The 6,389-nt window shown below is 71.7% G+C and carries 9 protein-coding genes; 6 read left to right on the plus strand and 3 right to left on the minus strand.

Annotation, left to right across the window (positions count from 1 at the left end):
• The first annotated feature begins 8 nt into the window (after positions 1 to 8).
• Together Dsi01nite_RS51965 and Dsi01nite_RS51970 are read left to right on the plus strand one after the other, a co-directional pair.
• The gene (locus Dsi01nite_RS51965; protein ID WP_203853934.1) at positions 9 to 932 is read left to right on the plus strand and encodes an AraC family transcriptional regulator; all 924 of its coding nucleotides are present in this window, start codon (positions 9 to 11) and stop codon (positions 930 to 932) included.
• Between the two features lies 1 nt (position 933).
• The gene (locus tag Dsi01nite_RS51970) at positions 934 to 1,305 is read left to right on the plus strand and encodes a YchJ family protein (RefSeq protein WP_203853935.1); all 372 of its coding nucleotides are present in this window, start codon (positions 934 to 936) and stop codon (positions 1,303 to 1,305) included.
• Here Dsi01nite_RS51970 and Dsi01nite_RS51975 read toward each other — a convergent pair.
• Both Dsi01nite_RS51975 and Dsi01nite_RS51980 read right to left on the minus strand, forming a co-directional pair.
• Positions 1,287 to 1,853, minus strand: coding sequence for a GNAT family N-acetyltransferase (locus Dsi01nite_RS51975; protein WP_203853936.1), 567 nt, complete (start codon positions 1,851 to 1,853; stop codon positions 1,287 to 1,289). The genes Dsi01nite_RS51970 and Dsi01nite_RS51975 overlap by 19 nt on opposite strands.
• A gap of 9 nt (positions 1,854 to 1,862) precedes the next feature.
• A complete protein-coding gene (locus tag Dsi01nite_RS51980; protein WP_203853937.1) occupies positions 1,863 to 2,267 on the minus strand; it encodes an ATP-binding protein in 405 nt (134 codons plus the stop codon).
• A gap of 123 nt (positions 2,268 to 2,390) precedes the next feature.
• Here Dsi01nite_RS51980 and arfB point away from each other — a divergent pair, with 123 nt between their 5' ends.
• Genes arfB through Dsi01nite_RS51995 form a run of 3 tightly spaced genes read left to right on the plus strand, consistent with a single transcriptional unit; the run spans position 2,391 to position 4,182 of the window.
• Entirely contained in the window at positions 2,391 to 2,816 is a 426-nt protein-coding gene (gene arfB / locus Dsi01nite_RS51985) for an alternative ribosome rescue aminoacyl-tRNA hydrolase ArfB (RefSeq protein ID WP_203853938.1), read from the plus strand.
• An 11-nt stretch (positions 2,817 to 2,827) separates the two neighbouring features.
• A complete protein-coding gene (locus Dsi01nite_RS51990) occupies positions 2,828 to 3,538 on the plus strand; it encodes an RlpA-like double-psi beta-barrel domain-containing protein (protein WP_203853939.1) in 711 nt (236 codons plus the stop codon).
• Between the two features lie 8 nt (positions 3,539 to 3,546).
• Positions 3,547 to 4,182 carry a Rossmann-fold NAD(P)-binding domain-containing protein gene (locus Dsi01nite_RS51995; RefSeq protein WP_203853940.1) on the plus strand — a complete coding sequence of 212 codons (636 nt, stop codon included), beginning with the start codon at positions 3,547 to 3,549 and terminating at the stop codon, positions 4,180 to 4,182.
• Positions 4,183 to 4,325: 143 nt separating this feature from the next.
• On the opposite strand, the gene Dsi01nite_RS52000 is transcribed toward Dsi01nite_RS51995, so the two are convergent.
• Positions 4,326 to 5,021 (minus strand): RICIN domain-containing protein, encoded by a 696-nt coding sequence (locus Dsi01nite_RS52000; RefSeq protein ID WP_203853941.1) that lies wholly within the window; start codon positions 5,019 to 5,021, stop codon positions 4,326 to 4,328.
• 178 nt (positions 5,022 to 5,199) lie between these two features.
• On the opposite strand from Dsi01nite_RS52000, the gene ald reads away from it, so the two are divergent.
• Positions 5,200 to 6,315 carry an alanine dehydrogenase gene (ald, locus tag Dsi01nite_RS52005; RefSeq protein WP_203853942.1) on the plus strand — a complete coding sequence of 372 codons (1,116 nt, stop codon included), beginning with the start codon at positions 5,200 to 5,202 and terminating at the stop codon, positions 6,313 to 6,315.
• Positions 6,316 to 6,389: the final 74 nt, after the last annotated feature.

A 6,389-nucleotide genomic window follows, 5' to 3' on the forward strand; every position in this document is an offset into this window, starting at 1 on the left:
TCTACGGTGTGGACGCGTTGACGGCGCTGCTCGACGGGCCGAGGGCCCGCGGGGCGTTTCTGCTGCGGTCGGTGCTGGCGCCGCCGTGGTCGCTGCGGATCCGGGACGAGGCGGCCCTGGCCCTGGTCGCGATGGTGCGCGGCGAGGCCGCGTACATCCCCGACGACGGCGCCGTGCGCACCATCGGCCCCGGCGACGTGATGGTCATCCGCGGCCCCGGCCACTACACCGTGGCGGACCCGCCGGGCACCGAGCCGCAGATCGTCATCCACCCGGGGCAGCGGTGCACCACACCCGACGGGCAGGACCTCGCCGAGGTCATGCACCTGGGCGTCCGCACGTGGGGTACCGATCCCGACGGCCCGACACTCGTCATCACCGGTGCCTACGAACTCGCCGGCGAGGTCGGCCGTCGCCTGCTCGGCGCGCTGCCGGACGCCGTCGTGGTGCGCGGCGAGGGGCACCTGGTCGCGCTGCTCGCCGGGGAGATCGACAAGGACCGGCCCGGGCAGGAGGCCGTCCTGGACCGGCTCCTGGACCTGATGCTCATCTCCGCGCTGCGGGACTGGCTGGACCGCCCATCGTCCGACGCGCCGGGCTGGTACCGGGCCCAGTCCGACCCGGTCGTCGGGCCGGCGCTGACGCTGCTGCACCACAACCCGGCGCACCCGTGGACGGTCGCTGTGCTCGCCGAGAAGGTCGGCGTGTCGCGGGCGCTGCTCGCCCGGCGGTTCACCGACGTGGTGGGGGAGCCGCCGATGGCGTACCTGACCGGCTGGCGGCTCGCGCTCGCCGCGGACCTGCTCCTCGAACCCGGCGCGACCCTCGGCGCGGTGGCCAGGAGGGTGGGCTACGGGGGTGCTTTCGCGCTGAGCGCGGCGTTCAAGCGTGTCCGCGGTGTGAGCCCCCAACGGCATCGTGGACAATCCTGACATGTCACTCTGCCCGTGCGGGCTCGGCGAGCCCTACGACGACTGCTGCGGCCGCTTCCACCGGGGCACCGACGCGCCGCCGAGCGCCGAGCTGCTCATGCGTGCCCGGTACAGCGCGTACGTGGTCGGCGACCGCGACTTCCTGCTGCGCACCTGGCACGACAAGACGCGCCCGCGGCTGCTGACGGTCGAGGACGGGCAGCACTGGAAGGGCCTGTACATCCTGGACCGCACCGGCGGCGGGCTGTTCGACAGCGAGGGCACGGTCGAGTTCAAGGCGCGCTACGAGGCCGACGGCAAGCCGGGCGTGATGCACGACACGAGCCGCTTCGTGAAGGTCGACGGGGTGTGGCTCTACGTGGACGAGGTGTAGCGGGTCTTCCACTCCCGGTCCAGCATGGCGTAGACGTACTGGTCGCCGAACTCGCCCTTGAACAGCTCGTCCTCGACGAAGTGCGCCTCCCGGCGCATCCCGAGCCGGGACAGCAGCTGCCACGACGGCACGTTGCGGGTGTCGCACTTGCCGCAGATGCGGTGCAGGCCGAGGTCCTCGAAGCCCAGGCGCAGCATCGCCTCGGACGCCTCCCGGGCGTAGCCCCTGCCCTGGAAGCCGGGGTGCAGGACGAAGCCGAGCTCGCCCTGGCGGCTCACCGCGCTCTCCCACTTGAGCACGACCTGGCCGATGACCCGCCCGTCGAGGTCCATGGCGAGGACCAGCCACTGGCCCTCGGCGGTGAGCGCGTCCTGGGCGATGCGGTTCTTCAGCGAGGCCCGGGTCATCTCCTCGTCGTGGACGTCCCAGTAGAGGTAGCGCACGACGTCCGGGTCGCCGGTAAGGGCGTGCAGGTCGGCGAAGTCGCCCTCGGTGAACGGGCGCAGCGTCAACCGCTCGGTCCGGATGGGGTAGGAGGGGCGGAGCACGACTGGATGCTAACCCGCCAGTGAGCTCCGCAGCGTGACAATTGTGCCCGCCGGCGTCGACCGCACCGTGACCTCGTCGACGAGGTGCCTGGCCAGCCACAGGCCGCGGCCGCTGACCGCGTTGCTCGGCGGCAGCGTGGAGCCGTCCAGGCGCTCCGCGGGGATGCCGGAGCCCTTGTCGGTGACCTCGCACAGCAGCGTGCCGTCGAGGGTCCACAGCTTCACCGCGCCGCGCCCGCCGGCGTGCCGGACCGCGTTGGTGACGATCTCGTTGACGGCCAGGACGAAGTCCTCGAGGCGCTGGCCGAGCAGGCCCACAGCCGCCGCGGCCCGGCTCACGGCGTGCCGCACCGGGGTGATCTGCTCAGCGTCGAACTCCTCGACCAGCAGTGCCGTCTCAACGGCCTCAGCCACGGTGTCACCTTTCCGCTGCGTCTCCGCTGCGACGAAGCCGAGAGTACCCCGACCCGATCCGGAACACGCGCGGAAGTCACCCTGGAGTGCAAGATGCAGACCGGTACCCGCATCCTTGACGGCGTGGACGACGACTTGCGGGTCACCGACGACATTGCACTGCCGCGCACGGAGCTCGGCTGGCGGTTCAGCCGCTCCGGCGGGCCCGGCGGCCAGTCGGTCAACACGACCGACTCCCGGGTTGAGCTGCGCTTCGACCTGGGCGCGACGCAGGCGCTGCCTTCGGAGTTGAAGGAGCGCGCGCTGCTGCGGCTCGGCAACCGGCTCGTGGACGGCGTGCTGTCGATCGTCGCGTCCGAGCACCGCTCGCAGCTGCAGAACCGGCGCGCGGCCGAGCTGCGCCTGGTGACCGTGATCGCGCAGGCGATCGCCCCGCCACCCAGGCCGCGGAAACGCACAAAGCCCTCCAAAGGGGCGATCGAGCGGCGGCTCACGGACAAGCGGCGCACCGGCCTGCGCAAACAGGAGCGGCGCCGCCCCGAGGATTAGAAGATCAGGAAGTGGTACGGGTAATCGCGGCGCTGCTGACGGTGACGGTCCTGGTGGCGTGCTCGTCGGGTTCGCCCTCGCCGGGGGCCACGGTGTCGGAGACCCCGGGACATCCACCGCAGACCGGCGCGCTGCCCGGCATCTCCGACATGCCGACGCTCCCTCCCGGCGCGAGCCCCGTCATCTCCACCGGCTGGGAGGTCACCGTCTACTACACGGCCGTCGCCGCCCTGCACGGCGGCGCGTCGCAGCAGGTCACCGGCTGCCCGACGATCGACTGCGAGAAGGGCCGCAACCAGCGGGACCTCGGCAGCTTCCCGGCGTCGTTCGTCAAGGCCGTCAAGGACGAGGGGACCGGCCGCGTCGCCGACGGGCGATACCTCAACTGGTCCTACGACACCGGGTACTGGATGGACACCGCCCCGCGCGACACCGCCGGCCGCCCGCTCGTGCCGTGGGTGTCCGCCGCCGCCGACGGTGACGTGCTGCGCGCCGGCGCCCGGTTCAGCGTCCTGCGATGCGGCTCCGCGGCCGAGGTCACCGCCGCCGTCTGCGCCAGGCTGAAGGCGCCGACCTGGACGATCGTCGACGAGTTCACACCCGGCATGGGCGGCTCGAAACACGTGGACGTCTACGTCGGCGAGGAGACCGGCGCCGACTTCACCGACTCCGACCTGTACACCACCCTCCAGGGCGCCACCCTGTCCGTGCTGCGGGCATGATGATGGGCATGCGAGTCATCGTCTTCGGCGCCACCGGCATGGTCGGCAAGGGTGTCCTGCGGGAGTGCCTGCTCGCCGACGACGTCACCGAGGTGCTCGTCGTCGGCCGTTCACTGACCGGCCAGCGGCACCCGAAGCTCCGCGAGACCGTCCACGGCGACTTCACCGACTTCACCGGCGTCGACCTGACCGGCTACGACGCCTGCTTCTTCTGCCTCGGCGTCAGCTCCGTCGGCATGTCCGAGGAGGTGTACCGGCGGATCACCGTCGACTACACCCTGGCCGCCGCGCGGGCCGTGTCACCGGGCTCCACGTTCGTCTACGTGTCCGGCGCCGGCACCGGAACCAGCCGCAAGGCCAAGTGGGCGCAGGTGAAGGGCTCGGTCGAGGACACGCTGCTCGCCATGGACCTGCGGGCCTACATGTTCCGGCCCGGCTTCATCCAGCCGATGCACGGCGCCGTGTCGAAGGTCCGGCTGTACCGCGCGATGTACACCGTGCTGCGCCCGCTGACCGCGGGCCTGGTCCGCTTCGCGCCCGGCATCGCCACCACGACCCAGCAGATCGGCCGCGCCATGCTGCACGTCGCCCGCACCGGCGGCACCAAGCACGTCCTGGAGTCCCGCGACATCGCCGCGCTGTAAGGGCCCGGCGCAGGCGCGGTTACGATTGGTGACGGGACCGTTCGGCGATTAGGTGCTTCAGGGTACGGTTTGGAAGAACGCGCTGAACCGGGCCGGACGTCACGACTCGACAAGCGCTACGCCGGAGCTGGTTGCGGTCGCCGCTACGGCAGTTGCCAGCGCTGGTTCGGGGAGTTGTCGCAGTCCCACTGCCGCAGCACCGCACCCGGGGCGGGGCTGGCGGAGTCGACGCCGATGCAGCGGCCGCTGTTGAGGCTGACGAACCGGAAGCCGTCGCCGTCGCGCTGCAGGCGCCACTGCTGGTTGGGGCCGCCGTGGCAGTCCCACTGCACGATCTGGGCGCCGTTGTCCTTCGACCCGCCGTTGACGTCCAGGCAGCGGTTGTCCTTGGTGTTGACGAACGCGTACACGTCCTGGGTGCCGCCCACCAGCTGCGGCATCCACACCTGGGTCGGGTTGTTGTCGCAGGGCATCTGGACGGCGGCGGCGCCGTTGCCGTCGGGCGCCTGCATGCACAGCCCGGAGTGCGAGGCCCGCAGCAGCGTCGGCTTCGCCGCGATCACACCCTGCGGTGGGGGCGGTGACGGCGCGGCGCTGGACGGCGCGGGCGGGGGAGCGGCGCTGGACGCGGCCTGCGACGGGGCCTGCTCGGCGGGGGCGCCGGTCTGCTGCTCGGCGGCGCTCGGACCGCCGTCGCCGCTGCCGCCGCCCTGGAACGCGAAGACCAGTCCTGCCACGACCGCGACGACGAGGAAGCCGAACGCGCCGAAGAGCAGCGGGTCCTGCTTGATGCGCGGCGGTGGCGGCGGTGTCGGGCGGGGCCCGCCGTAGACGGTCATGGCCGCACAGCATAGATCAGCCGTTCGGGCGAGTCCTGACCACCAGCAGGCAACACTGTGTCAATCCGCCCCCGGAGGAGTTCACACTGTGCTGCCTTCGCGGGCCGTCCCGGCGCCATAGACTGCCGCTGGTACACGCAGCGTCACCGTCGTCGCTGGTGGAGAGGGGTCACGAGACGTGAAGGTCGCAGTTCCGCGCGAGGTCAAGAACCACGAGTACCGGGTGGCGATCACCCCCGCCGGAGTCCACGAGCTCACCGCGAACGGGCACGAGGTCTTCATCGAGGCCGGCGCCGGCGACGGCTCGTCGATCACCGACCAGGAGTTCCGCGAGGCCGGCGCGCAGATCCTGCCGACCGCCGACGACACCTGGGCCGCCGGCGACCTGGTCCTGAAGGTCAAGGAGCCGATCGCCGAGGAGTACCACCGCATGCGCGAGGGGCAGGTCCTCTTCACCTACCTGCACCTGGCCGCGTCGAAGGCGTGCACCGACGCCCTGGTCGACCGCAAGGTCACCGGCATCGCCTACGAGACCGTCGAGCTCACCGACCGGTCGCTGCCGCTGCTCGCCCCGATGTCGGAGGTCGCCGGGCGGCTCGCACCGCAGGTCGGCGCGTACCACCTGATGCGTGCCGGCGGTGGCCGCGGCGTCCTGCTCGGCGGCGTGTCCGGTGTCTACGCCGCGAAGGTCGTCGTCATCGGCGCCGGCGTCTCCGGCCTCAACGCGGCCGCGATCGCGCTGGGCATGCAGGCGGAGGTGCTGCTGCTGGACAAGAACATCTCCCGGTTGCGCGGCGCCGACGCGATCTACCAGGGGCACCTGCAGACGGTCGCCTCCAACAGCTACGAGATCGAACGCGCCGTCCTCGACGCCGACCTCGTCATCGGCGCGGTGCTCGTGCCGGGCGCGAAGGCCCCGAAGCTCATCACCAACGACCTGGTGAAGCGGATGAAGCCCGGCAGCGTCCTCGTCGACATCTCGATCGACCAGGGCGGCTGCTTCGAGGACTCCCGCCCGACCACGCACGCCGAGCCGACGTACAAGGTGCACGACTCGATCTTCTACTGCGTCGCGAACATGCCCGGCGCGGTCCCGCACACCAGCACGTACGCGCTGACCAACGTCACCCTGCCCTACGTGGTGGAGCTGGCGAACCGGGGCTGGCGTGAGGCGCTGCGCCGCGACCCGGCCCTCGCGCTGGGGCTCAACACGCACGACGGGCACGTGACGTACGGGCCGGTCGCCGACGCGCACGGCATGGAGCATCTCGCGCTGGCGGACGTGCTGGCCTAGACGGTGCGGCTCGACCCGGCGGAGGCCGCCGCGACCCGTGACCCGGGCGCGGCGGCTACCGTCGTGCCCGTGGA

It is taken from the genome of Dactylosporangium siamense, assembly GCF_016862795.1.
GTDB classification, from domain to species: domain Bacteria; phylum Actinomycetota; class Actinomycetes; order Mycobacteriales; family Micromonosporaceae; genus Dactylosporangium; species Dactylosporangium siamense.